The following is a 26632-nucleotide window of genomic DNA, read 5'->3' as shown; positions in this document are numbered from 1 at the left end:
GGAATTAATTTCAGTATTACTGAAATTCACCGAGCAAAGGGCCAGCGCGGCTCGACCACGCCGACCTGGGCGCGATGGCGCAGGAACTGGTCGGCCAGCACGCAGGCGACCATTGCCTCCCCGACCGGCACGGCTCGGATGCCGACGCAGGGGTCGTGGCGCCCCTTGGTGAACATATCCGCTTCCCCGCCGGTCCGCGTCACGGTCGCGCGCGTGGCGAGGATCGAGGATGTCGGCTTCACCGCGAAACGGGCGACAATCGGCTGCCCGGTCGAGATGCCACCCAGGATGCCGCCGGCATGGTTGGAGAGAAAGAGCGGCTTGCCGTCATTGCCGGCCCGCATCTCGTCGGCATTCTCTTCGCCCGAGAGTTCGGCCGCAGCGAACCCCTCACCGATTTCGACACCCTTGACGGCATTGATGCTCATCAGCGCCGAGGCCAGCTCGGCATCGAGCTTCCCGTAGATTGGCGCGCCCAGGCCGGCAGGAACGCCCTCGGCGACAATCTCCAGCACCGCGCCGATCGAGGATCCGGACTTGCGGATGCCATCGAGATATTCGGCGAAGAAGGCCGCCGCCTTGGCATCCGGGCAGAAGAACGGATTATTGCCGACCTCGTTCCAGTCCCAGTTGTTCCGGTCGATCTTGTGCGGCCCCATCTGCACCAGCGCACCGCGCACGATCATGCCTGGCACGACCTTGCGCGCAATCGCGCCGGCTGCGACCCGCATGGCCGTCTCGCGCGCCGAGGAACGCCCGCCACCGCGATAATCGCGAATGCCGTATTTCACGTCATAGGTGAAGTCGGCGTGGCCGGGCCGGTACTTGTCCTTGATGTCCGAGTAGTCCTTGGAACGCTGGTCGACATTGTCGATCATCAGCCCGATCGAGGTTCCCGTCGTCACCTGCTGGCCGCTCGCCTCATCGGGAAAGACACCGGAGACGATGCGGACCTGATCAGGCTCCTGGCGCTGCGTGGTGAAGCGCGACTGACCGGGCCGGCGGCGATCGAGCTCGAGCTGGATTTCGGCTTCGCTCAGCGGGATCAGAGGCGGGCAGCCATCGACGACGCAGCCGATCGCCGGCCCGTGGCTTTCCCCAAAGGTGGTGACGCGGAAGAGATGGCCGAAGGTGTTATGGGACATGGCAGCCTGACGGGTTTCGCTCCGGGCTCATAAGCCGGATCGCGCCCGCGCGAAACCCCGCTGCGCGCAAACCATGCCCCAACGCCCGCCGCGTCGCGTCCCGCGCTCCGCATCCCCGGCAATGCTGCGCGGCAGCGCAAGTCTTGACAGCCGCCCGATCCGGCGGCTTCTAGGCCCGATGAGACGCAGGCCTGTCACCCAGCCGCGCTCCTGGCGCCCCGGGAGTGTCATCATCGCGGGCGCCTAGCCCCGAACCTTCCGAAGAGGAGCGGGTTCGGGGGGAGTGGCCTCAGGTCGGCCACGACGCCTGCCACGGCGTGCCGTCTCGGACCTGGCACAGCAACCTATCCCGGACGAGGTTCGCGCAGACGGTTTCGCACCGCAAGGCGGCTTGTCCACGGTAGCCCGTCCCGCGCCTCGACATGATGGCCCCGGAGCCGGCGACCGGTCTTTCGCATTCGGAATGCCCAGACCATGTCGAGACAATCCGGCCCCGGCACGCCGGGGTCCGTCAGCCTCGCGCGCGCCCTTTCCAAGCTCGGCTATTGCTCACGCACCCAGGCCGAAGGCCTGATTCTCGGCAGGCGCGTCCGGGTCGATGGGCGTCTTGCCCTGAACCCGAGCCTGCGCCTGGATCTCGCGCGTGCCCGCATCATCGTCGATGGCGAAACGGTCTCGGCCGAACGCCGTGTCTATCTGATGGTCAACAAGCCCCGCGGCGCGCTCACGACCCGGACCGACCCCGAAGGCCGCGCCACCGTCTATTCCTGCCTGGACGGACTGGAGCTACCGTTCGTCGCCCCGGTCGGGCGGCTCGACAAGGCAAGTGAAGGGTTGCTGCTCATGAGCAACGACACGCGCTGGGCGCAGCGCATCCTGGACCCGGCCTCCGGCGTGGAGAAAACCTACCATGTCCAGATCGACACGGTGCCCGACACCGCCTTGATGGCGCGGCTGCGCGCCGGTGCCGTCGACGGCGACGAGGCGCTCTCGACCAAGGCGGCGACGCTCCTGCGCCATGGCCAAAGGAACGCCTGGATCGAAATGGTGATCGACGAGGGCCGCAACCGACAGATCCGGCGCATCGTCGAAGCGGCCGGCGCGCGGGTGCTGCGCCTGGTCCGTGTCGGCATCGGGGCCTTGCCGCTGGGCGACCTGCCAAAGGGCGCGGTCCGCGCATTGCAGCCTGACGAGATCGCACTACCGCTCGATAATGGCTGCGTCGGCGCTCCGCGACCTTCGGCCGAGGGCCGCCTCGACGGGTAGAACCGCCGGTCAGCTTTGGCCCTAGTGCGCCGCCGCCTTGGCCGGCACCGCCGGCGCCCCCTCCCAGCGCGTATTCGCCGGCAGGTTCTCGCCCTTCATGATCACGGTCAGCAGGCCGATCTGCGCGTAGTCGCCGACATGGGTGTCGTAGAGCACCGTCGCTGCCGCGCCCACACAAACGCCCTTGCCGAGATGCACGCGGCCGACCTTCATGACCCTGTCCTCATAGAGGTGGGTCTGCAGGGCCGAATGCGCGTTGACCGTGCAGTAGTCGCCGACCCTGATGCAGTCGAACTCGGTGATATCGGTCGAGTCGAGCCAGACGCCCTTGCCGTATTTCGCACCGAACAGCATCAGGAACCAGGGCAGGAAAGGCGTGCCGCGCAGATAGTCGAACAGCACCTTGCCGCCCAGTCCCCAATAGAGCACGGCGACCGCCTCGGTGCGCATCGCCCAGAACGACCACATCGGCTTCATCACCGGCTTGTAGACGCCCATCAGCAGCCATTTCATCGCGGCGCAGATCAGCGCCTGCGTCACCGCGATCAGGATGGACACGCCCATGAAGCTGAGCGCGAGCCCGCCCCAGTCGCGATCGAAGATCTTCTGCTGCAGCACGAGATCGACCGCGATGGTGCCGAAAGTGATGAACAGCATCGCCGGGAATGAGGTGTGCAGCGCCTCGAAGCCCGCCCGCGCCAGCCTCTTCCCCAGTGACGGCTTGTACGTCCAGTCCGCCCCAAGGTCGACCTTCTGCCGCGTCGGCAGGCGGATCGGCGGCGAGCCGAACCAGGTATCGCCCGGCTGCATCTTCTCATTGGCAGGCGGCTTCGACTTGATGCCGATCAGCACCCGGTCGGGGATCACGGCGCCTGGCGCCACGACCGCATCATTGCCGATGAAGACCTGATCGCCGGTCTTCGTCATGTCGAGACGCATATAGCCGCGGCGCATGTCCTCGTCGCCGAAGACGACCTCGTCGGCGATGAAGTTGCCGGCCCCGATCGCCGTCAGATCGTAGCGACCCGACAGATTGGTCGAGATCTCCGCGCCCTTGCCGATGCTGGCGCCCATCAACCGATACCAGAAGCGCATATAGATCGTCGCGAACAGCGAGGAGAGTGTCTCCAGCGTCACCTCGGTCGCCAGCGCCACCGTCCATTTGCGGGCATAGAAGCCGGAATGGATCGACCACGAGCCCGAGGTCACGCGCGGCAGGATCACCCAGCGCAGGCCGGCCATCAGCAGCACGGTGAAGGCGATGAGGCCCATCGCCGTCGGCCAGGTCAGGATCGGCAGATACCAGAGATAGCTGATATCGGACCATGTCGCGATCTGGTCGTCGATCCTGTCGAAGAGCCAGAAGGCCGGGAAGATCGGCAGCAAGCTGATCGGCGGCAGCACGATCAGCATGAACACGTAGAAAACCGTCATCGCGAAGCGACGGCGCATGCTCGCCTCGGCCTGCGGCGGCAACGCGTCGAGATCGACCATGCCGATCTTCCGGCCAGGCGTGCCGTCCCAGATTTCGGCCGCGCCGACCGTCGTACCGGACGGTATCGCCGTCAGATCGCCAATCTCGGCATGGTCGCCGGTGGTGCTGCCATGACCGAAGACCACGGAGGCGCCAGCGTTCACGTCCCGCCCGATCTTGATCCGGCCCAGGATCAGCTTGTCGCCGATGGCTTCGCCATTGGCGAAAGTGGTCTTCGAGCCGAAGGTCGTGTAGTCGCCGATCTCGATGAGATCGAGCGCACCGGCCTCGTAATCCGAGATGATGACGTCGCGGCCGACCTTGGCACCGAGCAGGCGCCAGTAGAAGCGCATCACCGGCGTACCCTGCAGCCATTTGATATGGACAAGGCCTGCAACGCGCGCGGCGAACCACCAGCGGAAATAATAGACACCCCAGAGCGGATAGACGCCGGGCTTGGTCCGGCCGAGCACGATCCATTTCAAGGCGATCGAGATCAGGCCGGTGACGATGGTGATCGCGACATAGACGCCGAGCAGGGTGAAGACCTGCGCCGGCAGCGACAGATCCTCGCCGGAAATCAGCAGATAGGTGACGAAAATTCCGAGCCACTGCGCCGTCGCCAGGCTGATGATGATCGGCAGCGCGGCGGCCTGCGCCAGCCCGCACAGGAAGCGGCGCCGAAAGGAGGGCGGAGTGAAAGACAGATCCTCCGCCTCCGCGATCCCGCGCCCATCGAGCACCGCCGCCATGCCACGCAACGTACGGGCACCATAGACGTCCTGCAGCGTGATGCCGGCATAGGCAGGGGTTTCGCGCACGATCGAGATGAAGCGCGCGGCCAGCAGCGAATGACCACCGAGATCGACGAAGAAATCGGCCTCGAACGGCAGGCTCGACGCACCCAGTACGCGCTTGGCCGCCTCGAGAAGGGCGGCCTCCGTCTCGTTGCGCGGCGGCTCCTGCTCGCCGGCTGCGGCCGGCGCCGTCAGCGGCGCGGCCCTCAGCATCTTGCGGTCGACCTTGCCCGAGACCATGCGCGGCAGCGAGCCGACAGCCTCGAAATGGGCGGGGACCATGTAGGGAGGCAGCTGTTCTCTCAGCGCAGCGCGCAGCACGCCCGCATCGACCGCGACGCCGGGCTCGCTGACCACGAAGGCGACGAGCCGTTCGATGCCGTCATCTTCGCGCAGCACGACCGCCGCCTGGTTCACCCCCGGCTCGTCTGCGAGCTTCGACTCGATCTCGCCGAGTTCGACCCGGAAGCCGCGGATCTTGATCTGGTCGTCGATACGGCCATGGAAGACGATGTTGCCGGCCGCATCGAGGCTGACCGCATCACCGGATCGGTAGAGAATGGGGTCGTCGATCCCGCCAAACGGATTGGCGATGAATTTCTCCGCCGTCAGTTCGGGGCGGCCGTGATAGCCCCGGGCGACGCCCGGGCCGCCGATCAGGAGTTCGCCCTGCTGGCCAGGCGGCAGCAATTGCAGCTCTTCGCTGACGACATAGGCGGTATAGTTGGGGATCGGCCGGCCGATGGTCACCACCTCGCCGGGTTTCACCTCGGTCGCGGTCGCCACCACGGTCGCCTCGGTCGGCCCGTAGGTGTTGAGGATGCGCCTTTCCGGCTTCGCCCATTTCTGCACGATCGAGGGCGGCAGCGCCTCGCCGCCGAGCAGGATGAGCCGCAGCGAAGGCACGTCGGAAGGCAGGATACCGAGCAGCGTCGGCACGGTGTCGATCACGGTGACGCCGGCACCGTTGAGGATTGCCGGCAGCTTCTCGGCATCGCCCATCATCTCGGGCGAAGCGACGAACAGCGTCGCGCCGACGAGATAGGGTGTCCAGATTTCCTCCATCGACAGGTCGAAGGCGACCGACGCGCCCTGGAAGACGATGTCGTCTGGCCCCATCCCGTAGAAGGCGTTTCCGGAGCGCAGGAAGTGGCAGATGTTGTGATGGCTGATGACGATCGCCTTCGGCGTCCCCGTCGAGCCCGAGGTATAGATCAGGTAGGCGGGATGATCCTTGCTCAGCCCGGCCGCGCGCGCCGGCAGGAGTGCGCCGTCGTCACGCGCCACGAGATCGGCGGGCGACCAGACCGGACGCCCGATCGCGGCCGCCTTGCCCTGCCAGGCGGCGCAGGTCACGAGCCCCTTGGCCTCGGCATCGTTCAGGCAGGTCGCGATGCGATCGACAGGCGCCTCGGCATCGAACGGCACCCAGGCGGCGCCGCTGAGCGTGATCGCGATCTGCGCGACAAGAAGGTCGATGCCGCGCGGCATCCACAGGCCGACCATGCTGCCGGGGCCGACGCCCGACAGGACAAGGCCGCGCGCCTGACTGCGCGCTGCTGCCCAGACCTCGTCATAGCTGAGCCGGCGTCCGGCATCCGTCAGAGCCGGGTGCGCGCCGCGCGCGGCCACTGTCGCAGCGAAGATCTCGCCCAGAACCTCATCGCGGATCAGGTCAGGCCGCTTCTCGCCCGCGATCATGGCGAGCGGGGTGGCGCTCCGGGCGGTCTCGTCCACCGACAGAATGCTGATGTCGTTCATGGTGCCCCGCTGCGGATCGGCCAGAGCAGCCCCGGCGGCACTCACCCCAAGGCGACCCTGCGGCGAACCGCACCTCTAAAACTGCCCCGGAAACCGTATCGTTCGATCCGGATTCCGGCTGCCTCCCCCCGGCCGAGCATGTCGCTGTTGTGTGCATCCCTGCTAGCACAACACTCCTTAAAGAGCACCCCTGAACCCACGATGAATGTCTGCGACCGAACCTCGCGCTAGACCCAGGAGACGCGTCCGTCCGAGACCATCAGGATCTTGCCCTGCCAGATATCGACCATGGCGGCTTCCCCCGGCGCGACCGCGCCGACAAGAGCGAGCACGGCGCGCGCCACGCCGCCATGGCTCACCATCACCGTCTCGCCCGTCAGCCCTTCCAGCACCGGCCTGATCCGCTCGGCCAGCATCCGGTAGCTCTCGCCTTCAGGGGGAACGAAGCCCCATTTGTCGCGCTCGCGTGCCAGCGCCAGCTCGCGCTCGGACTTGCGGACCTCGCGCCAGGTGAACCCTTCCCAGGCGCCGAAGGTCAGCTCGCGCAGGCGCTCATCGATGCGGTAGCCCTTGGGCGGCAACCCCAGCCGGTAGCGCAGGATTTCCATGGTCTCGCGCGCCCGCTCCATGGGAGAGGCCACGAAATCGAGCCCCTCATAGCCCTGCACCAGGTTGCGCAGGCGCCCGGCGGCTTCAGCCGCCTGCTCGCGCCCGAGTTCGTTCAGCGGGATGTCCTTCGAACCCTGGAGACGGCCCTCCCGGTTCCAGTCGGTTTCGCCGTGACGGACGAGGAAGAGGCGGTGAGAGATCGTGAGCGGCAGCATGCTCCGGCTCATGCACGCTCCGCGCCCGCAGGTCAAAGCGTCAGAGGGGCACAGGGGCATGCGTATTGGCCATGGCAACCTGTCATCGCTTTCTGATGGCAGAGCGCGAGTGCGCTGTGTATAGGCGGCTCTCCGCTTCGGATGGATCCATGTCCCCGGCTCTCACTTTGCCAGACGGTCGCAGGCTTGCCCTCGGCACGACGCCTCTGCTCATGGGCGTCGTCAATGTCACTCCCGATTCCTTCTCGGATGGCGGCATGCTGAAGAGCGCCGACGAGGCGATCGCTCATGCCGAAACGCTGATCGCGGAGGGCGCCGATATCGTCGATATCGGCGGCGAGTCGACCCGGCCAGGCCATGCAGAAGTCGATGCGGAGACCGAGCGTGCCCGAGTCATCCCGGTGATTTCGCGACTCGCCACCCGAACCCGCATCCCGATCTCGATCGACAGCTACAAGGCCGAGGTCGCCGAAGCCGCGCTCGGCGCCGGCGCAGCGATCGTCAATGACGTCTGGGGCTGCCAGCGCGAGCCGGCCATTGCCGATGTCGCTGCCCGCTTCGGCGCCCCGATGATCCTGATGCACAACCGCGACAGCATCGATCCCGCGCTTGATATCCTCGACGACGTTCTGCGCTACCTCGAACGCTCCATCGCCATCGCCATCGCAGCCGGCGTGCTACGCGAGCAGATCGTGGTCGACCCGGGAATCGGCTTCGGCAAGACGCCGGCGCAGAACCTCGCGATGATCCGCGACCTCCGCCAGCTCGAACAGCTTGGCTGCGCCATCCTGCTCGGCGCCTCACGCAAGTCGACCATCGGTCTGATCACCGGCCAGAAGGTTCCGGCCGAGCGACTGGCCGGCACGCTTGCAGCCCATCTCTACGGCGTCTCGCAGGGCGCCTCGATCATCCGCGCGCATGACATTCGTCCACATGCCGACGCCTTCAAGGTCTGGACCGCCATCGGAGACGCGCCATGAGCGAGACAGGCAGCATCCTGATCGAGAAGCTCGACATCTATGCCTATCACGGCTGCTTCTCCGAGGAGGAACGGCTCGGCCAGCGCTTCACGCTCGATATTGCGCTGGCGACCAATATCCACGCCTCGGCCATCAGCGACGACCTCGCGGATACGGTCGATTACGGCAAGGTCGTCGCTGTGGTGAAACAGACCTTCACCACCCGCCGCTACAATTTGCTGGAAGCGGCAGCGCGCGCCGTGGCGCAGGCCATCCTGGCCGAGTTCCCGCCGGTCAGCCGTGTCTGGATCACTCTGCGCAAGCCCGCGCCGCCGATTCCGGCAACGCTGGCAGCTGTCGGCATCCGCCTGGACTTCCGGCGTGAAGACTGAGGCCGCCCTCTGCTTCGGCGGTAATCTCGGCGATCCGATCATTGCCTTCGCCGCCGCGATCGAAGCCCTGGCGCGCCATCCTGCCGTGACCGTGCTGCGGATTTCCTCGGTCTATCGCACCGCGCCCTGGGGCAAGCTCGACCAGCCCGAATTCAAGAACATGGCCGTGATGATCGCAACCGATCTCGCGGCGGCCGACCTGCTCGCCTTCTGTCTGAGGATCGAGCGCGAGCAGGGCCGCGAGCGCAAGGAGCGCTGGGGGCCGCGCACGCTCGATATCGATATTCTGACTTATGGCGAGGCTATCATCGACGAGCCGGGTCTTCAGGTTCCGCACCCGCGCATCGCCGAGCGCGCCTTCGTCCTGGCACCGCTCGCGGAAATCGCGCCGGCGCTCGTCATCGGCGGCAGGAGTGCGTCCGAGCTGCGCGACGCTCTCGCGAGCGAGGAAGTCAGGCGCGACGATACGGAAACGGCGCGCCTGCGGAACGCCAGCGCCGGCTGAAACCGGCGCTCCGGATCACTCGCCCTTGTCGAGCGTGATATCGGGGGCAGACGGTACCTTCATGCCGACCACGTGGTAGCCGGCATCGACATGCATGATCTCGCCGGTGATGCCGCGCGACATGTCGGAGACTAGGAAGACCGCGGTCTCGCCGACTTCCTCGATCGTCACGGTGCGACGGAGCGGTGAATTGTACTCGTTCCAGCGCAGGATATAGCGGAAATCGCCGATACCAGAGGCGGCGAGCGTCTTGATCGGCCCAGCCGAGATCGCGTTGACGCGGATCTTCGAGGGACCGAGATCGGCGGCGAGATACTGCACGCTCGATTCCAGCGCCGCCTTCGCCACGCCCATGACGTTGTAATGCGGCATCCATTTCTCGGCGCCGTAATAGGTCAGCGTCAGCATCGAGCCGCCATTGGTCATCAGCTTCTCGGCGCGCTGCGTGACGGCGGTGAAGGAATAGCAGGAGATCAGGAGCGACTTGGTGAAATTCCCTTCAGTCGTCTCGACATAGCGGCCGGTCAGCTCGTCCTTGTCGGAGAAGGCGATGCAGTGAACGACGAAATCGAGCTTGCCCCAGAGCTTCTCGACCTCGGCGAAGACGGCATCGATCGTCGCCGAGTCGGTGACGTCGCAATGGCCGACAACGTGTCCGCCAAGTTCCTTCGCCAGGGGTTCGACGCGCTTCTTCAGCGCATCGCCCTGATAGGTGAAAGCCAGCTCCGCACCAGCATCGGCCGCAGCCTTGGCAATGCCCCAGGCAATCGAGCGATTGTTCGCGACGCCCATGATGAGGCCCCGCTTGCCCTTCAGGACATTGGCGGTGGAGGAGGCAGCGCTGGATTCGGGCATCGGGGACCTGCGAACTGGACGAAGCGGAAGGTCTCTTAGCCGAGCCAGCGCCTCAACGAAAGGCTCAGTTGCTCGCTTACTCGCTCCGCGCCTTCATCAGCGCCGTCAGTTCGGGATCCTTCTCCGGCATCTCGATGTCGATTGCGACGAAGAGATCGCCGTGATGACCCTTCTCGCCCTTCAGCCCTTTGCCGCGCAGGCGAAACTGCTTCGTCGTACCGGTTAGCGGCGGAATCTTCATCTCCACGGCTCCGGTGAGGGTCGGCACATGCAGCGGCCCGCCCAGCACGGCCGTCGCCAGCGGAACCGCCACGCGGGTACGCAGATCATGGCCCTCGATCGTGAAGCGCGGATCGGGCTTGACCTTGATCGTCATCAGCAGGTCGCCAGCCTCGCCCGAGAAGGGATCGGTCTGGCCAAGGCCGCGTAGCCGCATGACCTTGCCGTCCGCAACACCCTCGGGAATCGTGACCTCGACCTCGCGCCCATGCGGCAGCTTCACACGGCGGGTAGCGCCCGTGGCGGCCTCGGCAAGCGAGACGCTCAGGGAAAAGCTCTGCTCCGGCGGTTTCTGGGGCTCATGCCGAGCCCGGCCGCCGCCGCGGCGGGCCGCATCACCGAAAAGCGAACCGAAAATATCGGCCGGATCGAAGCCCTGATCGGCCCCGCCACGCCCGGACGCCGCGCCGCCGCCATGGCCGAAATTGAACTCGAACCCGCCGGCACGCCCGCCCCGACCGGCGCCCATGCCCTCGAAGCCCTGGAATTTCGGCTTGCCGTCGGCGTCGATCTCGCCGCGGTCGAACTGCTTGCGCTTGGTTTCGTCGCCCACGATCTCATAGGCGCTGTTGAGCTCCGAGAAGCGGTCCTGCGCCTTGGGATCATCCTGATTGCGGTCGGGATGCAGATCCTTGGCGCGACGGCGATAGGCTTTCTTGATTTCAGCTTCGCTGGCACCACGGGCGACGCCCAGGACCTGATACGGATCGCGCATGCATGAACCCCACTCTTCGACGAGACGCTGTTTCCCGCGCCCGATACGGCACGCCGGAACAGCTCCGCCCGCTATGTGGGGAGACTGTGGCGGGAATGCAACGTTTTCCTTCCCAGCGCGGCCGCAGGCCGGATCCGGCAGCCTATGCTAGCTCAACCCCTTCCAGGGTTGCGTTTCCTTGACTGCCCATTCTCCACCGGACGGACGGCAGGCCGTGCCCTGAAGCCGAACCGGGCTGGTCTGCGTCTGGACATTGGCGATGAAGGCACGACAAATCTCGTCCGAGCGCAGGAACGGCCCACCGACCGGCGTGAAAGATCCCTTCATGCCGCTCTGCGGATTATCCCAGTTGACCGCTGCGCCATTGCCCTGGGGGTCGAGGGCCAGCGCCATCGCCCCATCGGCACGGCGCAGATCCTCGGGGCCGAGTTCGGTGGAGAGGGCGCCAAGCACGCTCGGCTTCGTCGTGCCGCGCGCCGGCAGGGTCGAAGTGGTCGTCATCGCCACCTCGTCCTCGGACTTGCTCGACAGGCCGAGGATCGGAAAGGAGACCGAGCAGCCGGCGCTGGCAACGGCGAGCAGCAGCACGGCGGCGACCGCAGCCGGACGCATGGGCGCAGCGCGCCGATCGAGGCTTTGGTTCGCCGCCCGGGCTGGCCTATATAAACTCGCAGTCCAACACCAAATCACAGATTGCGCTCGCCCGACGCTTAACCAGAACTTGCCGAGGATTAGACACGTGGAACGGTTAACGCCGGGTGACTTCACCGAAGTCGATGAACCCTTCGCCCTGTTCGCGAGCTGGCTGGAGGAGGCCGCGCGCTCCGAGCCGAACGACCCCAACGGCATGGCACTCTCGACGGTCGATGCCGAGGGCCTGCCCAATGTCCGCATGGTCCTGCTGAAGGGGCACGATCGCGACGGCTTCGTCTTCTACACCAACACCCAAAGCCAGAAGGGCGAGGAGCTTCTCGGCCAGGGCAAGGCGGCCGCATTGTTCCACTGGAAGAGCCTGCGCCGGCAAGTCCGTATTCGCGGACCCGTGTCGATCGTCAGCGACGCCGAGGCCGATGCGTATTTCCAGTCTCGCCCGCGCGACAGCCGCATCGGAGCCTGGGCCTCGCAGCAGTCGCGCCCGCTCGAGAGCCGCTTCGCGCTCGAGAAGGCCGTGGCGAGCTATGCCGCGAAATTCGGTCTCAGCACGATCCCGCGCCCGCCGCATTGGACTGGATTCCGCATCGACCCGGTCTATATCGAGTTCTGGCGCGACGGCGCCTTCCGCCTGCACGATCGTGTGGTCTTCCGCCGTGCCTCGGCCGCCGAGCCGTGGACGCGAACCCGCCTTTACCCCTGAGGATCTGACCGCATGGCCATGCCGAAATTCGACTTCCCCAAGACCGAGGCAGGCAAGCGCCCGGTCATGCTCCTGACCGGAGCGAGCCGCGGGATCGGCCACGCCACGGTGATGCAGTTCGCCATGGCGGGCTGGCGCATCCTGTCCTGCTCGCGCCAGGCCTTCTCGGATAAATGCCCCTGGCCCTCAGGCGCCGACGATCATGTCCAGATCGATCTCGGCGACCCCGAGGACACGATGCGTGGCATAGCCGAGATCAAGAAGCGGCTGGCGGCCGAGGGCGGCAAGCTCAATGCGCTGGTCAACAATGCCGGCATTTCGCCGAAGGGGCCGAAGGGCATGCGCCTGGGCGCTGCCACGACCTCCTTCAATGACTGGCACCAGGTCTTCCAGGTCAACTTCTTCGCGCCGATCATGCTGGCGCGCGGCCTGCTGGACGAGCTGACCGCCGCCAGGGGCACGATCGTCAACGTCACCTCGATCGCCGGCTCCCGCGTCCACCCCTTCGCCGGTGCCGCCTATGCCACCTCGAAGGCTGCGCTCGCCAGCCTGACGCGCGAGATGGCCGCCGATTTCGGCCCGCTCGGCATCCGGGTGAACTCGATTTCGCCCGGCGAGATCGACACTGCCATCCTCTCGCCCGGCACCGAGAAGATCGTCGCGACGCTGCCGCTCGGCCGGCTCGGCAAGACGGAGGAAGTCGCGAAGGCGATCCATTTCCTCTGCACCGACGCCTCGTCCTATGTCACGGGCGCCGAGTTGCACATCAATGGCGGGCAGCACGTGTGAAGAGCCAAGGCGGCCAGGTCATCCGTTTTCCGACGCAGGCCAAGGCGGCGCGCCCAACGCTTGCCGCGTCCCTCGCGGTCTTCCGCGACGGCAAGGTGCTGCTCGCAACCCGCACCAAGCCGCCGGCCGACCAGCTCTGGTCACTCCCCGGCGGCAAGGTCGAAGCAGGCGAGACGCTTGAAGCGGCCGCACTGCGCGAGCTCGAGGAGGAGGTCGGGGTCAAGGCCGCCATTCTCGGCTTCAACCGGCATGTCGAGATTTTCGGACGTGATGCGGCAGGCTCGGTGACGCATCATTTCGTCATCGCCTCATTCGTCGGCGAATGGATTTCCGGCGAGCCGCAGCCCGGCCCTGAGGCAGGCGCCGTGATGTGGGCCGATCCGCTCAAACTCGGAGGCTTGGCGACGACGCGCGAACTCGGTGACGTGCTGCGGAACGCCCATGCCATCCTGCAGAACGGCGGGCAGCGGCCGTGACCTGCGCCCGCCTCGCGCTCCTGCTCGCCTGGACATTGGCGGTTGCGCCGTTCGGTCACGCCGTTGCACAGGGGCAACGCCAGCAATCGGCGCCGCAGCCGCCGACCCAGGCCACGCCGCCCCCCGAGGCGCCGCCTCCGCCTTACGAACCGCAACTGCTCGAACTCGCCGAGATCATGGGCTCGCTTGCCTATTTGCGGACCTTGTGCGGCGGCAAGGAAGCCGATGTCTGGCGTGAGCGCATGACTGCGCTGATCGAGGCCGAAGGACGCACGCCACAGCGGCGGGAACGGCTGATGAGTGCCTATAACGGCGGTTTCCGGGCTTATGCGGCGACCCACCGGAGCTGTTCTGGCGGCAGCCAGGAGGCCGCACGGCGACTCGCCGCCGAAGGCGACCGTCTGGCCCGGTCCCTCGCCGGCCGCTATGGCGGATAGGTCACATCGGGACGAAACTGTGTCTTTCTCAAAACTCGCGCGGTCAAATTAACCTTTCTTAAACACCGCGGTAGCGCCAGCCTTCCCTGATGCGTATGAATCTGAGGCAGTCGATCGCCCCGGCGCAGGCCTGATTCTCGGGTACGCGCCGGTCCTTTGTGACCAGCCGCAGAGTCCGTGCCTTCATGTCCATCCGTCCAGACGATCTGCAGCTCGATCCCATGCTCACCGACGAGCCGGGAGATGCACGCCGCGTCGCCTATGGCTATGTCGAGGACGCCTTCAACGAGGCGCAGCAGGACGGGCTCGACAGCGATGCGCTGGCTCACGCCGCTCTCTTCGCGGCCTTTCGCACGCTGGTCGAGACCTATGGCGAAGAAGCCACAGCTGTTTTCGCCGAAACCCTGGCGGAAAAGGTCCGCTGCGGCGCCTTCACGATGGGCACACGGCACTAGATCGCCATGCGTCCGACCGGACGTACTGTGGCGGCCCATCTCTTTGCCCCGCATCGGATTTCTCCGAAAAGTGGATCCCACTGTCCGGTCTGATGCTCTGGTCTTGCCTAGGCGCCGCTAGCGGCCCGGCGGGCATTCTCTGCGCGAGCGAGCAATAATGTTCGCTCCTGCACATTCCTCGTCATCGCCGCCGCGCGCTCGAACTCGGCCTGCGCCTCGCCATGCCGATCGAGCTTGCCGAGCAGATCGGCGCGTACGCTCGGCAGCAGATGGTAGTTCTTCAGCGAAGGTTCCAAGACCAGTCGTTCGACCGCGGCAAGCCCGGCTGCCGGCCCCTCGGCCATGCTGATCGCCACCGCCCGGTTGAGTTCGACGATCGGCGACGGGTGGATCGCGGCCAGCGCGCCATAAAGCACGGCGATGCGGACCCAATCCGTCTCTTCCGCGGTGCGCGCCCGCGCATGGCAGGCGGCTAGCTCGGCCTGGAGCAGATAGGGACCGATCGCGCCGCCGATCGCGCGGGCCCGCTCGATCGCGGCAAAGCCCCGGCGGATCAGAAGATGGTCCCAGCGAGCGCGTTTCTGGTCGAGCAGCAGGATCGGCTCGCCGCTCGGGCCGACCCTGGCCCTGAGGCGCGACGCCTGGATCTCCATCAGCGCTACGAGTCCATGGACCTCGGGCTCCTGCGGCGCGAGCTCGGCCAGGATGCGCCCCAGCCTGAGTGCTTCTTCGCACAGGGCCGGCCGGATCCAGTCCTCGCCGGCTGTTGCCGCATAGCCCTCGTTGAAGATCAGGTAGACGACCTCGAGCACCGACTCGAGTCTCTCGGCCAATTCCGCGCCATGCGGAACCTCGAAGGGCACTTTGGCATCGGCAAGCGTCTTCTTCGCCCGCACGATCCGCTGCGCCATGGTTGGCTCAGGCACCAGGAAGGCCCGCGCGATCTCTTCGGTGGTGAGTCCACCGAGCAGTCGCAGCGTCAGTGCAAGGCGCGCCTCCGTCGAGAGAACCGGATGGCAGGCCGTGAAGACAAGCCGCAGCAGATCGTCGCCGACATCGTCATCGAGCGCGGCGTCGAGATCGGGCGTCGTCTCGGTTTCGAGTTGGTGGCCAAGCTCCTGATGCTTGCGGGCGAGAAGCTTGTCGCGGCGAAAGCCGTCGAGGGCGCGGTGCTTGCCCGCCTGCATCAGCCAGGCGCCCGGATTGCGCGGTACGCCGTCTTGCGGCCACTGCTTCAGGGCTGCGACCAGCGCATCCTGCGCCAGTTCCTCGGCGCGCCCGACATCACGCGTGATGCGCGTCAGCCCGGCGATCAGCTTGGGAGCCTCGATTCGCCAGACCGTTTCAATGGTGCGGTGTGCATCGCTCGCCAACATGACGGACGATACACACCATTTCGGCCCTTGCTGCGCAAGCCGTCCGGTCTGTCGTCAGGCCGCGAGAAAGCGTTCCAGCTCCGGCGCCAACACCGGCAGCGAGACATTGTGCGTCTGCCCCTTCAGCACGGCGTGACTGGCTCCCGGAACGGAATCGGCCGCAGCCTGCGCCGCCATTCTCAGCGAGCGCGGGCTCTTCTCCCCTGCAAGCAACAGCGTCGGAACTGCGACCTTGGCGAGGCGCTCGGCCGGCACCGTGAAATCGCCCATGATCGTCGTGTCGTAGACCAGCGTATGGGCCACTGCCTTGAGCTTGGACCAGCCCGGCATCAGCCGCATCAGCCAGCCGACAAATGTCGGCATGCCGACGATATCGACCATGAAGAAGCGCACTGCGGCGCTGCGCCGGCCCGCGGCGATCAGCGCCCTGAGCTTGCCGGGGCAGTCCTGCGGCGGCTGCCGGCCCTCCTTGTCAGCGGCGAGATAAGGCGGTTCGTACAGCGCAAGCCGGCGAATCGGCACGCCTGCGGCGGCAGCTTCAAGCGCCAATGCGGCGCCGGATGAGAGGCCGACAGCCGCTGCCTCGCCGCCCGCCTCGGCGACGAGCGCAGCGATGTCCTCGATCTCGCGCTGCTTGGCATAGGTCGGCGAGTCGCCGCTATCGCCGCGCCCGCGGCGGTCATAGACGAAGACGGTGAAGCGCTCCGCCAGCAGCGGCGCAAGCTTCGGCATCGGCCCGAAGGCGCGGCTGCAGAGCGCGCCGTCGACGAGGATGACCGCCGGGCCGGAACCGAAGCGCTGATAGGCGATGGCGGTGCCATCCTTGGACAAGACCGTATTCATGAAAGCCTCCACAGACCGATGGCGCAAGACGCAGCGGCAGGTATCGTCCCGCCGTCACTCACCGCCGATGCCCATTTCCCGGAAGCGCTCGACCGATTCGAACTGCTCGAAATCCTCCAGCTCATAGAGTTCGCGGATCTCGATTTCGCACTCCTGACCCGGCTCGAAGGGCCTGGGAAAGCGCCGCGTCCATTCGAGCGCTTCCTCGCGGGACTTGGCCTTGATCACGGTGTAACCGGCGACCAGCTCCTTGGTCTCGGCGAAGGGGCCGTCAACGACGCGGTTCTTGCCGTCGGCCGAGTACTTGATCCTCCAGCCCTTCGAGCTCGGCTTCAGGCCGGAGCCGTCGAGCAGCATGCCGGCCTTGGCAAGCTCCTCGTGATAGGCCGCCATCGCCGCCATCAGACTGTCATCTTCCGGGAAGATGCTCGCTTCGCTGTCCTTGGTCGCCTTGACCATGATCATGTAACGCATGGATTTGCTCCTGGAGTCGGTGGTCCGAAGCCGGTCGGGGCCTTGTGCCCCGCCGCTCCTGAGGACACGTCGATCGACGCGTCGCGAAATCGACGCGTCAGCCGGACTTTTTCGCGGCCTCGGCGCGGATGCGCTCTTCCTGCTCGCGCAGCTCCGGGGTGAAGGCCTCTCCGAAATCCTCGGCCTCGAAGATCCGGCGGATCTCGATCTCGGAATCGCCTGTCATTGGATTCGGGCAGCGCTTGACCCATTCGACCGCCTCTTCCATCGACTTGCACTGCCAGATCCAGAAACCGGCGATCAGTTCCTTGGTCTCGGCGAAAGGTCCGTCGACGACGGCACGCTTGGCGCCTGAGAAGCGGATGCGTGCGCCCTTGGAGCTGGGATGCAGCCCGTCACCGGCGAGCATGATGCCGGCCTTTACCAGTTGCTCGTTATAGGCGCCCATGGCGGTCAGCAGTTCCTCGCTCGGCATGATGCCGGCTTCGGAATCCTGGGTCGCCTTGACGATGATCATGAAGCGCATCGGTCTTCTCCTGATGGGGTGGGTGGGTTCTGACTTTGGTTCGGAGAGCGGAGAATTCCCGCTCTCTGTCCTCACGTCGAACGGCGCGCTCCGGAATCGACAACGCGCCGAAACTTTTTTCAGGCTGCGCTGAGATTTTTCTCGCGGCGCGCGATCTCGTCCTCGCTCGGCGCCTCAAGCGCGAAGGAGCCGGTCGTAACCGCACCGGCTCGACGATAGGTCGCCATGATCACGCCCGTGCTCGAAACCCTGCTCTCGACCAGCGTGAAGGCAGCGGGCATGGTGCCCTCGCCGAACAGCCGCTTGCCTGCGCCGAGCACCACCGGGAAGATCAGCAGGTTGAACTCGTCGATCAGGTCCTTCGCCAGCAGCAGCTGGATCAGTTCGCTGCTGCCCTGGAGCAGGAGCTTGGGACCGTCCTGGCGCTTCAGCGCCGCCACCTCGGCGGCGATATCGCCACGTAGCGCGACCGAGTTCTGCCAGTTCAGCGTCTTCGGCGCAGAGGTCGCGACATATTTGATGCAGGCGTTGAACTTCATGGCGACCGGGTCGTCGCCGGCATGCGGCCAATGCGCCGCGAAGATGTCGTAGGTCTTGCGGCCGAGCAGCAGGTCGAATTCCTCGGCGAAGGCCTTTTCCATGACCTCGCCCATCGGCTCGTCCCAGTAGTGGAAGGTCCAGCCACCATGGCTGAAGCCACCTGAGCTATCCTCCTCGGGGCCGCCCGGCGCCTGCATCACGCCGTCTAGGGACAGGAATGTGGCGGCAACGACGTTTCGCATCTTCGGATCTCCCGTTGGGCGGGAGCCGTGCCCCCCGCGCGATTGTCAGGGGCTCCGGGGAAGCCGCAATGACCTGCGGCCTCCCCTGCTCCTCGCCAATACGTCGAACGGGGCAGCGCACGATCGACACGATCGCGCAAAAAAGATCAGCCGCGCGGCAGCGCCTCCAGGAAGCGCGCCGGCTCGCCCTGCGCAGGCGTCACCACTTCGCGCTCCCACATCACCTTCCGGCCGCGGACATAGGTGCCGACGGGCCAGCCGGTCACGGTGACGCCGTCATAGGGCGTCCAGCCGCAGCGCGAGGCGATCCAGTCATTGGTGATGGTCTCGCGGCGCTTCAGGTCGACAATGGTCAGGTCGGCATCATAGCCCGCCGCGATCCGCCCCTTGCCCTCGAGCCCGAAGATCCGCTGCGGGCCATGGCTGGTCAGATCGACGAACCGTTCCAGTGAAAGCCGCCCGGCATTGACATGGTCGAGCATGATCGGGACCAGCGTCTGCACACCCGGCATGCCGGAATGGCTCGCAGGGTAGGCATGATGCTTCTCCTCATGCGTATGCGGCGCATGGTCGGAGCCGAGCACGTCGACGATGCCCTGCTCCAGCCCCCACCAGATCGTCCGACGATGGCTGTCGTCGCGGATCGGCGGATTCATCTGGGCATAGGTGCCAAGCCGCTCGTAGCAGTCCGGCGCGACCAGCGTCAGATGGTTCGGCAGCACCTCGACGGTCGCGACGTCCTTGTGATCCCTGAGGAAGATCATCTCCTCGCCGGTCGAGATGTGCAGGATGTGAACGCGCGCGCCGGTCTCGCGTGCAATCCGCACCAGTCGCTTGGTGCAGGTCAGGGCGACCTCGGGCGAGCGCCAGACCGGATGGCTCGACGGATCCCCCTCGATGCGCAGGCCCATGCGCTCGCGCAGCATCATCTCGTCTTCGGAATGGAAGGCCGCGCGGCGGCGCGTGCGCTTCAGGATCTCACTGACGCCCTTGTCGTCCTCGACCAGCAGCGAGCCGGTGGAGGAACCCATGAAGACCTTGATGCCCGCCGCGCCCGGCAGGCGCTCCAGCTCCGGCACATCGGCAATGTTCTCATGCGTGCCACCGACCCAGAAGGCGAAATCGCAATGCATCCGGTGCCGACCGCGCCTGACCTTGTCGGCCAGAGACGCCTCGTCGGTGGTCTGCGGGATCGTATTCGGCATCTCGAAGACGGTCGTGACGCCGCCGAGCACAGCGGCGCGCGATCCAGTCTCCAGATCCTCCTTGTGGTCGAGCCCCGGCTCGCGGAAATGCACCTGGCTGTCGATGACGCCCGGCAGGATATGCAGGCCGCGGCAATCGACCGTCTCACCTGCGGAAGCCTGCGACAGATCGCCGAGCGCCAAGATCTTGCCGCCGGTAATCCCGAGGTCGCGCTGGACACGGCCATCGTGATTCACGACGGTGCCGCCCTTCAGAATGACATCATAGCTCTGCGGCATCGGAGGCGTCCTGCTGGTTGAGGATGAGGCTGAAGCGGCCTACCTATCGAACGGACCCGCGTCCAGCCCTTGGCAGCGATCAGAAACGAGCTTCACCATGCCTGCAACCCGATTGGTCGATCGCGGCGTCATTCGCGTCAGCGGCGAAGACGCGCGCGACTTCCTGCAGAACATCGTCACCAACGAGATGGACGCGGTGACACCGGACCATGCCGGCTATGGCGCGCTCCTGACACCGCAAGGCAAGATCATCAGCGATTTTCTCGTGGTCGCGGTGCCCGAGGAGGAACGCGGAGGTTTTCTCCTCGACGTGCCGCTGCTGCAGGTTCCCGATCTGATGAAGCGGCTGAAGCTCTACAAGTTGCGCGCCAAGGTCGCGCTCGACGATCTCACCGAGGTGGCCACCGTGGTCGCATCGAGCGGCGGTTTCTCGCTCCCCGACGATGCCGGCCTCGTCTATGCCGACCCGCGCCTGCCGGCGCTCGGCGAGCGCGCGATCACTGACCGCAACGACGTCGGCTCGCTCGCCAGCGCCGAACCCGATGCCTATCACGCCAGGCGCATCGCGCTCGGCATTCCCGATGGCGGCAGGGATTTCGCCTATGGCGACACCTTTCCGCATGAGGCGCTGCTCGACCAGCTTGGCGGCGTCTCCTTCAAGAAAGGCTGCTATATCGGCCAGGAGGTCGTGTCGCGCATGCAGCATCGCGGCACCGCCCGGACCCGCATCGTGCCGGTGGTTTTTACCGAGGGACTGGTTCCCGAGATGGGCGTCGAGGCGACCGCCGGTAGCAAGGTGCTCGGCCGCATCGGTTCCTGCGCCAAGGGGCGCGGCCTCGCCATGCTGCGGCTCGACCGTGTCGCCGACGCCATGGCCGCTGGCGAAGGACTCGAAGGCGGCGGCGTGGCCTTTACCCTGGAGAAGCCGGACTTTATCCGCTTCCCCTTCCCCGGCGAGCCCGGCTTTGGAGCAGCAGCATGAGCGGACGCGCAGCAGTCGAAGGCCCGGACGGCAAGTTCCGTTGCATCTGGCCGGGGACCGATCCGCTCTATCTCGCCTATCACGACACCGAATGGGGCGTGCCGGAATATGATTCGCGCGCGTTGTTCGAAAAGCTGATCCTCGACGGCTTTCAGGCTGGCCTCGCCTGGATCACCATTCTGCGCAAGCGCGACAGTTTTCGCTCGGCCTTCGCCGGTTTCGAGCCGGAGGCGATTGCTCGCTTCACCGAGACCGATGTCCAGCGGCTGCTCGGCGATGCCGGCATCGTCCGCCATCGCGGCAAGATCGAGGGCACGATCAAGAGCGCTCGCGCCTATCTCGAGATCAGCGAACGGCGCGAGTTCTCGGATTTCCTCTGGCGCCATCTCGACGGCCGCGTCCTCCAGAACGCTTTTCGGACTCATGAGGAGGTGCCGGCCGAGACGGCGGTCTCCAAGGCGATCTCCAAGGAGCTGAAGGCCGCCGGCTTCACCTTCTGCGGCCCGACCATCGTCTACGCCTTCATGCAGGCCTGCGGACTGGTCAACGACCATCTGACCGGCTGTTTCCGCTACGAGGAATGCGCCGTGCTCGCCCGCGACATCCGCGTTCCGGCCTGAGCATGGCCAAGGCGCCGCTTCCACCCCGCGCCTGGCAGCGCATGCTGTCGGGCCGGAGGCTCGATCTGCTCGACCCCTCCCCGCTCGATATAGAGATCGAGGATATCGCGCATGGTCTGGCTCGCGTCGCGCGCTGGAACGGCCAGACGCGTGGGGAGCATTCCTTCTCGGTGGCGCAGCACTGCCTGCTGGTCGAGGCGATCGCGAGCCACCTCAATCCGGACTGGTCAAAGCCCTGGCGGCTGATGGCGCTGCTGCACGACGCTCCGGAATATGTCATCGGCGACATGATCTCGCCCTTCAAGGTGGTGATGGGCGACGCCTATAAGAGCGTCGAGCTCCGCCTGCTTGCCGCGATCCATCTGCGCTTCGGCCTGCCGGCGGCGACGCCCGCCATGCTGGCGCGGAAGACCAAGGACGCCGACAAGATCTCGGCTTTCCTCGAGGCGACCGAACTCGCCGATTTCGACCGCGAGGAAGCTCTGATCTTCTTTGGCCGGCCGAAGCCGCTGCCGCGCGAGGTCACGGACTGGCTGAGGCCACTGTCGACCGAACTCGCGCAAGCGCGCTTCCTGGAGCGCTTTCAGGCCCTCGTTTAGCGATCTCGGCTCAATCCGCCCCGGCGACCGGGCGCATCATGAAACGCGCATCGCTGCCATAGCTCGCAAGCTTGGCCTCGAGCCGCGGGTCGACGACGACCGAAAAACCCTGCTTGCCCCAGAAGCCGACAGAGGCATTGACCGCGACGAGCGACAGGCTCGGCAGCCCGAACTTTTGAGCGAGCCTGAGTGCATCCGCGACCGCCAGGACAGCGGCGCCGGTGCCTCGCGCCTGCGGCAGCAGCGCGAGATCATGGATGTAGAAGGTCCCGGGAGCGGGCGGCAGCGCGCCGAGCGGCGCGTTCAGGGCTGGGGGCTCGAGCTCGCGCCAGGGATGGCTGAGCAGATAGGCGGCGATCCCGCTCCCCATGTCCAGGACCCGGCAGCCATCGCCAAACAGCTTCAGCCGCTCGGCGAAAATGGCGGCCTCCTCCGGAAAATCCGGATGAACCTCGGCCGCCACTGCGACGACAGCGTCGAGATCGGACACGGTCATGGTCCGCCAGTGAGATCCTGCTACCTTGGTCATCGTCGATCCGTCCTGCCTTTCCGCGCTCCGATGTTGCACGCAAGCGGACAGAGGGTGAATGCCGATTTATTCTATTTTGGCAAAAGTCATCAAGCATTCCCGCGGCTACAGGAGAAAGCGATTTCCTCCGATACTGCGCCTCACCTCATCCCTGCCGAATGCGAAGGAGACCGCCATGTCGGACACCAAGACCCTGCCGAAGGGTGTCGTCATCAAGGGCGCAATGGGTCCGCGCTTCGACGAGATCCTGAGCCATGATGCGCTCGCCTTCGTTGCCGACTTGCAGCGCCGCTTCAACGAGACGCGCAAGCGCCTGCTCGCCTTGCGCAAGGAGCGCCAGAAGCGCTTCGATACCGGCGAGACGCCCGATTTCCTGACCGAGACCAGGCATATCCGCGAAGGCGACTGGAGGGTGGCGCCGATTCCCGCCGATCTGCAGGATCGTCGTGTCGAGATCACCGGTCCTGTCGACCGCAAGATGATCATCAACGCGCTGAACTCCGGCGCCAAGGTGTTCATGGCCGATTTCGAGGATGCCTCCTCTCCGGTCTGGGCCAATATGGTCGAAGGCCAGATCAATCTCAGGGATCGCTGGGCCGGCCGGATCGACTTCACCGAGCCGACCACCGGCAAGGCCTACAAGCTCAAGGACAAGCCAGCCGTTCTGATCATCCGCCCGCGCGGCTGGCATCTGCCGGAACGCCATATCGAGATCGACGGTGAAATCGCCTCGGGCTCGCTGGTCGATTTCGGCCTCTATGTCTTCCACAATGCCAAGGCGGCGCTGGCTGCGGGCTCCGGCCCCTATTTCTATCTGCCGAAGCTCGAGAGCCATCTCGAGGCCAGGCTCTGGAACGATGTCTTTGTCGCCGCTCAGAACGCGCTTGGCCTCAAGACCGGCACGATCAAGGCCACCATCCTGATCGAGACCCTGCCCGCGGCCTTCGAAATGGACGAGATCCTCTATGAGCTGAAGGATCACATGGCCGGGCTGAACTGCGGCCGCTGGGACTACATCTTCTCCTTCATCAAGAAGCTCGCCCGCAACCCGGCCTTCGTCCTGCCCGATCGCTCGCAGGTGGTGATGACCAAGGCCTTCCTGCGGGCCTATTCGCTGCTGCTGATCAAGACCTGTCACCGCCGCGGCGCCTTCGCCATGGGCGGCATGGCGGCGCAGATCCCGGTCAGGAACGATCCGGCCGCCAACGAGGCCGCCTTCGCCAAGGTCCGGGCCGACAAGGAGCGTGAGGCCGGCGACGGCCATGACGGCACCTGGGTTGCCCATCCCGATCTCGTGCCGGTGGCGATGGAGGTCTTCAACCGGCTGATGCCGCAGCAGAACCAGCTCGACAAGAAGCGCGAGGACGTCTCCGTCGGCCGCGAGCAACTGCTCGAGGTCCATGAGGGCACGCGCACCGAGGCCGGCTTCCGCGAGAACATCCGCATCGGCGTGCAATATCTCGAAGCATGGCTGCGCGGCCGCGGCGCGGTGCCGATCTACAACATGATGGAGGATGCCGCGACGGCCGAGATCAGCCGTGCCCAGATCTGGCAGTTCATCCAGTACGGCGTCACCGTTGACGGAGGCACCATCGTCACCGCGGATCTCTTCAAGCGCTGCCTCACCGAGGAGATGGAGCGCGTGAAGGGCGAGGTCGGGCCTGAAAACTACGCAAAGGGCCGTTTCCCGGAGGCGATCGAGCTGTTCTCGACCCTCTCGCTCGCGCCTGAATTCGAGGAATTCCTTACCGTCCCGGCGTACGACAAGCTCGGTTGAGTCCAACGACCGGCGCCGCCTGGGCGGCGCCGGTCGTTGCCTATGCCCCGGCGATGCGGATCAAGCGATATGATCGCTCCGTCGCAAGGCGACGTTGATTTCGCGCAGGAACTGGACAAGCGAAGCGCCGAAGAGCCCAACAGCCACGATGAAGAGCACGGCCACACCCCGTTCATGGGCCGACCCGACGAACGCAAACATGAACGCGAGCATCATCAGCAGGATCGTCGAAACACCGCTCGAGATGGCAAGACGCATCGCGCTGTTGATCAGATGGGCGCGCCGCTCGAGGCGGGGGAGATCAGCCTTGAGTTCGTGAACGACAGGCCCCTCGCCCTGCAGGCTGCTCAACATGCGCGACCGGTCGAGAATTCGCTCTAGGCGACTGATCAGGACCGATATCAGGCCGACGACCGCGCCGAGCAGGAATGCTGGTGCGGCAGCCTGGCTGATGACCAATGAAAGCTGGTTCACGGACGGAAGCTCAGGAATCATGGTTTCTTCGCCTCGTCGCGAACGCCGTCGGCCGCCGAGCGAATTGACCAACCGGGTGCGATAGACAGCCCCCAATCCCATCCCGGGCCCAAGCGATCATGCGTGGTTAGAGCGTGGATTCATGAAACTCGCGGCCGACGCGCCTGTCTACGGCTATCCGCTGGTGACAATGGAAATGCCCCGACGGATCCTCATTCATGTCGCGGCACCAACCTCAGCCCGAGCGCAGCCGGATTCCATCCTCAAGCAGCGGGAGTGCCCGAGCGGCTCGCGATGGCAAGGGCCATGACGATCATTGCTCCAGCCAGGCCAAAGGTGACGTGCAATCCGGTCGCGACCATGTCCGGAGATGCGACCGCGCTGCCGTCCGTCCCCGCGGCGAGAGCGAACACCGCACCCATCACCGAAGCACCGGTGATCAGGCCGAGATTGCGGGCGAGGCCGAGCATCCCGGAGACAAACCCGCGCCCTTCCGGACCAGCCTCTCGCATCACGGCCGTGTTGTTGGCGGCCTGGAACAGCGCATAGCCTGGGGTGAGAACGATCAGGGGGACGGCATAGCCCGCAATCCCGATCTGCAGCGGCACGAGCGCGAAGAGAAGCGATCCGACGGCCATGGCGGCCAAGCCCACCAAGCTCATGCGTTGCGCGCCGAACCGATCGACCAAGCGGCCAGCCGGTACGCCCGAGAGCGCCGCGACAACCGGCCCGATCGCCATGACCAGGCCAGCGCCCGATGCATCGAGGCCGAGCGCCATGGTGAGATGGAAGGGGCCAACGACCAGTGTTGTCATCATCACCGCCGCGACCAGCGCGGTTGTGGCGAGGCCTTTCCGCAGCCCGGGCTCGCGCAGCATCGAGAGCCGGATCAGGGGCTCCGCGACCCGCGCTTGTACCAATACGAACAGGAGCGCGGCGACTGCTGCGGCTAGCAGGAGCCCGCCATTGAGCAAGCCGAATGCACCGCGGTTCCAGGTCATGGCGAGCGCATAGGCGACCAGCGCAGCGGCCAGCAGCAGCGTGCCGAGCATATCGAAGCGCGGCTTGTCTCCCCTCTTCTCGAGGCGATCGACCGGAAGGCTCCGCAAGGCGATCATGAAGGCAACGACGCCGAACGGGACAGTGACAAGGAATATCGCCCGCCATCCGAAGCCGTCGATGACAGCACCACCGAGCGAGGGGCCGAGTGCCGTGCCGACCGCCGACATGGTGCCGAGCAACCCCATGGCACTGCCGGTCCGGTCCCTCGGCAGGGCATCGCCGACAAGGGCCAGGCTCAGCGTCATCATGACTGCGGCGCCCGCCCCCTGCACCGCCCGCGCGGCGATCAAGCCGGCGAGGCCGGAAGCAAGGCCGCACCCCGCCGAGCCCGCTGTGAAGAGGGCTATGCCGGCCAGCAGAAGCGAGCGGCGTCCGACGAGATCGCCAAGTCGTCCGACCCCGACGCTCAACGTGGTGATGACAAGCAAATAGGCGAGGACCACCCACTGCACCTGCTGGAAGGAGGCTGCGAAGGCCTGCACCAGCGCCGGCAGGCCGACATTGGCAATGCTGGTGCCAAGCGAGGACAGCAACATGCAGAGGGACAGGCTGGCGAGAGCCAAACGAGGCGCGCCACGCTGGGCCGTCGTGGCTTCGGTGGGGAACGGCGGGTCAAGCATA

Annotated in this window: 28 protein-coding genes; 13 read left to right on the top strand and 15 right to left on the bottom strand. The window is 65.9% G+C overall.

The features are described from left to right. Positions 1 to 26: 26 nt before the first annotated feature. Positions 27 to 1145, bottom strand: coding sequence for a chorismate synthase (aroC, locus tag AB4118_RS02800; RefSeq protein ID WP_069879474.1), 1119 nt, complete (start codon positions 1143 to 1145; stop codon positions 27 to 29). A gap of 474 nt (positions 1146 to 1619) precedes the next feature. On the opposite strand from aroC, the gene AB4118_RS02795 reads away from it, so the two are divergent. Next, positions 1620 to 2411: a pseudouridine synthase gene (locus AB4118_RS02795; RefSeq protein WP_441488274.1), complete on the top strand. Its 792-nt coding sequence runs from the start codon at positions 1620 to 1622 to the stop codon at positions 2409 to 2411. 21 nt (positions 2412 to 2432) lie between these two features. Here the strand turns inward: AB4118_RS02795 and AB4118_RS02790 are convergent, their stop codons facing one another. Both AB4118_RS02790 and AB4118_RS02785 read right to left on the bottom strand, forming a co-directional pair. Next, positions 2433 to 6443: a Pls/PosA family non-ribosomal peptide synthetase gene (locus AB4118_RS02790; protein ID WP_441488273.1), complete on the bottom strand. Its 4011-nt coding sequence runs from the start codon at positions 6441 to 6443 to the stop codon at positions 2433 to 2435. 227 nt (positions 6444 to 6670) lie between these two features. Beyond that, positions 6671 to 7279 (bottom strand): histidine phosphatase family protein, encoded by a 609-nt coding sequence (locus AB4118_RS02785; RefSeq protein ID WP_441488272.1) that lies wholly within the window; start codon positions 7277 to 7279, stop codon positions 6671 to 6673. A gap of 137 nt (positions 7280 to 7416) precedes the next feature. Here AB4118_RS02785 and folP point away from each other — a divergent pair, with 137 nt between their 5' ends. Genes folP through folK form a run of 3 tightly spaced genes read left to right on the top strand, consistent with a single transcriptional unit; the run spans position 7417 to position 9123 of the window. Beyond that, positions 7417 to 8247, top strand: a complete 831-nt coding sequence (gene folP / locus AB4118_RS02780; RefSeq protein WP_441488271.1) for a dihydropteroate synthase — start codon at positions 7417 to 7419, stop codon at positions 8245 to 8247. Then, positions 8244 to 8618, top strand: coding sequence for a dihydroneopterin aldolase (gene folB, locus AB4118_RS02775; protein ID WP_069879469.1), 375 nt, complete (start codon positions 8244 to 8246; stop codon positions 8616 to 8618). Before folP ends, folB begins: the two co-directional genes overlap by 4 nt. Next, positions 8608 to 9123 (top strand): 2-amino-4-hydroxy-6-hydroxymethyldihydropteridine diphosphokinase, encoded by a 516-nt coding sequence (gene folK / locus AB4118_RS02770; RefSeq protein WP_441488270.1) that lies wholly within the window; start codon positions 8608 to 8610, stop codon positions 9121 to 9123. Before folB ends, folK begins: the two co-directional genes overlap by 11 nt. A gap of 15 nt (positions 9124 to 9138) precedes the next feature. Here folK and fabI read toward each other — a convergent pair whose 3' ends face one another. The 3 genes from fabI to AB4118_RS02755 form a co-directional block, all read right to left on the bottom strand. Continuing rightward, entirely contained in the window at positions 9139 to 9978 is an 840-nt protein-coding gene (fabI, locus tag AB4118_RS02765) for an enoyl-ACP reductase FabI (RefSeq protein ID WP_441488269.1), read from the bottom strand. Between the two features lie 76 nt (positions 9979 to 10054). Then, a complete protein-coding gene (locus tag AB4118_RS02760) occupies positions 10055 to 10972 on the bottom strand; it encodes a DnaJ C-terminal domain-containing protein (protein ID WP_069879466.1) in 918 nt (305 codons plus the stop codon). Between the two features lie 147 nt (positions 10973 to 11119). Continuing rightward, positions 11120 to 11584: an RT0821/Lpp0805 family surface protein gene (locus tag AB4118_RS02755; RefSeq protein ID WP_441488268.1), complete on the bottom strand. Its 465-nt coding sequence runs from the start codon at positions 11582 to 11584 to the stop codon at positions 11120 to 11122. Between the two features lie 127 nt (positions 11585 to 11711). Here AB4118_RS02755 and pdxH point away from each other — a divergent pair, with 127 nt between their 5' ends. The 5 genes from pdxH to AB4118_RS02730 all read left to right on the top strand — a co-directional run bounded on the left by pdxH (position 11712) and on the right by AB4118_RS02730 (position 14483). Next, complete coding sequence (gene pdxH, locus AB4118_RS02750) at positions 11712 to 12326, top strand: pyridoxamine 5'-phosphate oxidase (RefSeq protein ID WP_441488267.1); 615 nt, start codon at positions 11712 to 11714, stop codon at positions 12324 to 12326. Between the two features lie 12 nt (positions 12327 to 12338). Next, complete coding sequence (locus AB4118_RS02745; protein ID WP_052514014.1) at positions 12339 to 13115, top strand: SDR family NAD(P)-dependent oxidoreductase; 777 nt, start codon at positions 12339 to 12341, stop codon at positions 13113 to 13115. Then, entirely contained in the window at positions 13112 to 13591 is a 480-nt protein-coding gene (locus AB4118_RS02740; RefSeq protein ID WP_441488266.1) for an NUDIX hydrolase, read from the top strand. Before AB4118_RS02745 ends, AB4118_RS02740 begins: the two co-directional genes overlap by 4 nt. Next, positions 13588 to 14028 (top strand): TIGR02301 family protein, encoded by a 441-nt coding sequence (locus AB4118_RS02735; RefSeq protein ID WP_441488265.1) that lies wholly within the window; start codon positions 13588 to 13590, stop codon positions 14026 to 14028. Before AB4118_RS02740 ends, AB4118_RS02735 begins: the two co-directional genes overlap by 4 nt. A gap of 185 nt (positions 14029 to 14213) precedes the next feature. Then, positions 14214 to 14483, top strand: a complete 270-nt coding sequence (locus AB4118_RS02730; RefSeq protein ID WP_441488264.1) for a hypothetical protein — start codon at positions 14214 to 14216, stop codon at positions 14481 to 14483. A 107-nt stretch (positions 14484 to 14590) separates the two neighbouring features. Here the strand turns inward: AB4118_RS02730 and AB4118_RS02725 are convergent, their stop codons facing one another. From AB4118_RS02725 to AB4118_RS02700, 6 genes are all read right to left on the bottom strand, one after another. Continuing rightward, positions 14591 to 15859 (bottom strand): RNA polymerase sigma factor, encoded by a 1269-nt coding sequence (locus AB4118_RS02725; protein WP_441488263.1) that lies wholly within the window; start codon positions 15857 to 15859, stop codon positions 14591 to 14593. Between the two features lie 54 nt (positions 15860 to 15913). Beyond that, complete coding sequence (locus AB4118_RS02720; protein ID WP_441488262.1) at positions 15914 to 16702, bottom strand: alpha/beta fold hydrolase; 789 nt, start codon at positions 16700 to 16702, stop codon at positions 15914 to 15916. Between the two features lie 54 nt (positions 16703 to 16756). Then, positions 16757 to 17176 carry a YciI family protein gene (locus tag AB4118_RS02715; protein ID WP_441488261.1) on the bottom strand — a complete coding sequence of 140 codons (420 nt, stop codon included), beginning with the start codon at positions 17174 to 17176 and terminating at the stop codon, positions 16757 to 16759. Between the two features lie 97 nt (positions 17177 to 17273). Beyond that, the gene (locus AB4118_RS02710) at positions 17274 to 17702 is read right to left on the bottom strand and encodes a YciI family protein (protein ID WP_441488260.1); all 429 of its coding nucleotides are present in this window, start codon (positions 17700 to 17702) and stop codon (positions 17274 to 17276) included. 119 nt (positions 17703 to 17821) lie between these two features. Beyond that, a complete protein-coding gene (locus tag AB4118_RS02705) occupies positions 17822 to 18484 on the bottom strand; it encodes a dihydrofolate reductase family protein (RefSeq protein ID WP_441488259.1) in 663 nt (220 codons plus the stop codon). Between the two features lie 146 nt (positions 18485 to 18630). Further along, positions 18631 to 19968 carry a dihydroorotase gene (locus AB4118_RS02700; RefSeq protein WP_441488258.1) on the bottom strand — a complete coding sequence of 446 codons (1338 nt, stop codon included), beginning with the start codon at positions 19966 to 19968 and terminating at the stop codon, positions 18631 to 18633. A gap of 97 nt (positions 19969 to 20065) precedes the next feature. Between AB4118_RS02700 and ygfZ the strand changes: the two genes are divergently transcribed. From ygfZ to AB4118_RS02685, 3 genes are read left to right on the top strand one after another with little or no spacing between them, the layout of a single operon-like run. Next, positions 20066 to 20950, top strand: coding sequence for a CAF17-like 4Fe-4S cluster assembly/insertion protein YgfZ (gene ygfZ / locus AB4118_RS02695; RefSeq protein ID WP_441488257.1), 885 nt, complete (start codon positions 20066 to 20068; stop codon positions 20948 to 20950). After that, positions 20947 to 21570, top strand: a complete 624-nt coding sequence (locus AB4118_RS02690) for a DNA-3-methyladenine glycosylase I (RefSeq protein WP_441488256.1) — start codon at positions 20947 to 20949, stop codon at positions 21568 to 21570. Before ygfZ ends, AB4118_RS02690 begins: the two co-directional genes overlap by 4 nt. 2 nt (positions 21571 to 21572) lie before the next feature. Continuing rightward, entirely contained in the window at positions 21573 to 22169 is a 597-nt protein-coding gene (locus AB4118_RS02685) for a YfbR-like 5'-deoxynucleotidase (RefSeq protein ID WP_441488255.1), read from the top strand. A 10-nt stretch (positions 22170 to 22179) separates the two neighbouring features. Here AB4118_RS02685 and AB4118_RS02680 read toward each other — a convergent pair whose 3' ends face one another. Further along, positions 22180 to 22698, bottom strand: a complete 519-nt coding sequence (locus AB4118_RS02680) for a GNAT family N-acetyltransferase (RefSeq protein ID WP_441488254.1) — start codon at positions 22696 to 22698, stop codon at positions 22180 to 22182. A gap of 175 nt (positions 22699 to 22873) precedes the next feature. Between AB4118_RS02680 and aceB the strand changes: the two genes are divergently transcribed. Continuing rightward, a complete protein-coding gene (aceB, locus tag AB4118_RS02675; RefSeq protein ID WP_441488253.1) occupies positions 22874 to 24475 on the top strand; it encodes a malate synthase A in 1602 nt (533 codons plus the stop codon). Between the two features lie 60 nt (positions 24476 to 24535). On the opposite strand, the gene AB4118_RS02670 is transcribed toward aceB, so the two are convergent. Beyond that, on the bottom strand, positions 24536 to 24970 hold the full coding sequence (locus tag AB4118_RS02670; RefSeq protein WP_441488252.1) for a DUF2721 domain-containing protein: 435 nt from the start codon (positions 24968 to 24970) through the stop codon (positions 24536 to 24538). 242 nt (positions 24971 to 25212) lie between these two features. Further along, positions 25213 to 26631, bottom strand: a complete 1419-nt coding sequence (locus AB4118_RS02665; RefSeq protein WP_441488251.1) for an MFS transporter — start codon at positions 26629 to 26631, stop codon at positions 25213 to 25215. Between the last annotated feature and the right edge of the window lies 1 nt (position 26632).

The sequence above is a fragment of the Allobosea sp. 2RAB26 genome (genome assembly GCF_052115465.1).
Lineage (GTDB): Bacteria > Pseudomonadota > Alphaproteobacteria > Rhizobiales > Beijerinckiaceae > Allobosea.
The sequence above is the reverse complement of the archived record's forward strand: the minus strand, read 5'-3'. Positions and strand labels throughout refer to the sequence as shown.

Bases quoted from the DNA above. Each gene is read 5' to 3' on its own strand.
- aroC (WP_069879474.1), bottom strand. From the start codon at position 1,145: ATGTCCCATAACACCTTCGGCCATCTCTTCCGCGTCACCACCTTTGGG.
- AB4118_RS02795 (WP_441488274.1), top strand. From the start codon at position 1,620: ATGTCGAGACAATCCGGCCCCGGCACGCCGGGGTCCGTCAGCCTCGCG.
- AB4118_RS02790 (WP_441488273.1), bottom strand. From the start codon at position 6,443: ATGAACGACATCAGCATTCTGTCGGTGGACGAGACCGCCCGGAGCGCC.
- AB4118_RS02785 (WP_441488272.1), bottom strand. From the start codon at position 7,279: ATGAGCCGGAGCATGCTGCCGCTCACGATCTCTCACCGCCTCTTCCTC.
- folP (WP_441488271.1), top strand. From the start codon at position 7,417: ATGTCCCCGGCTCTCACTTTGCCAGACGGTCGCAGGCTTGCCCTCGGC.
- folB (WP_069879469.1), top strand. From the start codon at position 8,244: ATGAGCGAGACAGGCAGCATCCTGATCGAGAAGCTCGACATCTATGCC.
- fabI (WP_441488269.1), bottom strand. From the start codon at position 9,978: ATGCCCGAATCCAGCGCTGCCTCCTCCACCGCCAATGTCCTGAAGGGC.
- AB4118_RS02760 (WP_069879466.1), bottom strand. From the start codon at position 10,972: ATGCGCGATCCGTATCAGGTCCTGGGCGTCGCCCGTGGTGCCAGCGAA.
- AB4118_RS02755 (WP_441488268.1), bottom strand. From the start codon at position 11,584: ATGCGTCCGGCTGCGGTCGCCGCCGTGCTGCTGCTCGCCGTTGCCAGC.
- AB4118_RS02745 (WP_052514014.1), top strand. From the start codon at position 12,339: ATGGCCATGCCGAAATTCGACTTCCCCAAGACCGAGGCAGGCAAGCGC.
- AB4118_RS02730 (WP_441488264.1), top strand. From the start codon at position 14,214: ATGTCCATCCGTCCAGACGATCTGCAGCTCGATCCCATGCTCACCGAC.
- AB4118_RS02725 (WP_441488263.1), bottom strand. From the start codon at position 15,859: ATGTTGGCGAGCGATGCACACCGCACCATTGAAACGGTCTGGCGAATC.
- AB4118_RS02720 (WP_441488262.1), bottom strand. From the start codon at position 16,702: ATGAATACGGTCTTGTCCAAGGATGGCACCGCCATCGCCTATCAGCGC.
- AB4118_RS02715 (WP_441488261.1), bottom strand. From the start codon at position 17,176: ATGCGTTACATGATCATGGTCAAGGCGACCAAGGACAGCGAAGCGAGC.
- AB4118_RS02710 (WP_441488260.1), bottom strand. From the start codon at position 17,702: ATGCGCTTCATGATCATCGTCAAGGCGACCCAGGATTCCGAAGCCGGC.
- AB4118_RS02705 (WP_441488259.1), bottom strand. From the start codon at position 18,484: ATGCGAAACGTCGTTGCCGCCACATTCCTGTCCCTAGACGGCGTGATG.
- AB4118_RS02700 (WP_441488258.1), bottom strand. From the start codon at position 19,968: ATGCCGCAGAGCTATGATGTCATTCTGAAGGGCGGCACCGTCGTGAAT.
- ygfZ (WP_441488257.1), top strand. From the start codon at position 20,066: ATGCCTGCAACCCGATTGGTCGATCGCGGCGTCATTCGCGTCAGCGGC.
- AB4118_RS02690 (WP_441488256.1), top strand. From the start codon at position 20,947: ATGAGCGGACGCGCAGCAGTCGAAGGCCCGGACGGCAAGTTCCGTTGC.
- AB4118_RS02685 (WP_441488255.1), top strand. From the start codon at position 21,573: ATGGCCAAGGCGCCGCTTCCACCCCGCGCCTGGCAGCGCATGCTGTCG.
- AB4118_RS02680 (WP_441488254.1), bottom strand. From the start codon at position 22,698: ATGACCAAGGTAGCAGGATCTCACTGGCGGACCATGACCGTGTCCGAT.
- aceB (WP_441488253.1), top strand. From the start codon at position 22,874: ATGTCGGACACCAAGACCCTGCCGAAGGGTGTCGTCATCAAGGGCGCA.
- AB4118_RS02670 (WP_441488252.1), bottom strand. From the start codon at position 24,970: ATGATTCCTGAGCTTCCGTCCGTGAACCAGCTTTCATTGGTCATCAGC.
- AB4118_RS02665 (WP_441488251.1), bottom strand. From the start codon at position 26,631: ATGCTTGACCCGCCGTTCCCCACCGAAGCCACGACGGCCCAGCGTGGC.